A 263-nucleotide genomic window follows, 5' to 3' on the forward strand; every position below is an offset into this window, starting at 1 on the left:
TCAGCCAGCACAAGCGCTGTAGCATCTACCTCAGCAAGCACAAGCGCCGTAGCATCTACATCAGCAAGCACAAGCGCAGTAGCCTCTACATCAGCAAGCACAAGCGCTGTAGCATCTACATCAGCAAGCACAAGCGCTGTAGCATCTACATCAGCAAGCACAAGTGCGGTAGCATCTACATCAGCATCAACAAGTGCGGTAGCCTCTACATCAGCAAGCACAAGTGCGGTAGCCTCTACATCAGCAAGTACTAGCGCGGTAGC

General features: G+C 52.5%; 1 pseudogene. It reads right to left on the minus strand.

The features are described from left to right. Positions 1-263 (minus strand): annotated as a pseudogene (locus tag KV696_RS09740) (adhesive domain-containing protein); the annotation flags it as partial.

Origin of the sequence: Streptococcus humanilactis, from assembly GCF_019448275.1 — a bacterium.
Taxonomy (GTDB): domain Bacteria; phylum Bacillota; class Bacilli; order Lactobacillales; family Streptococcaceae; genus Streptococcus; species Streptococcus humanilactis.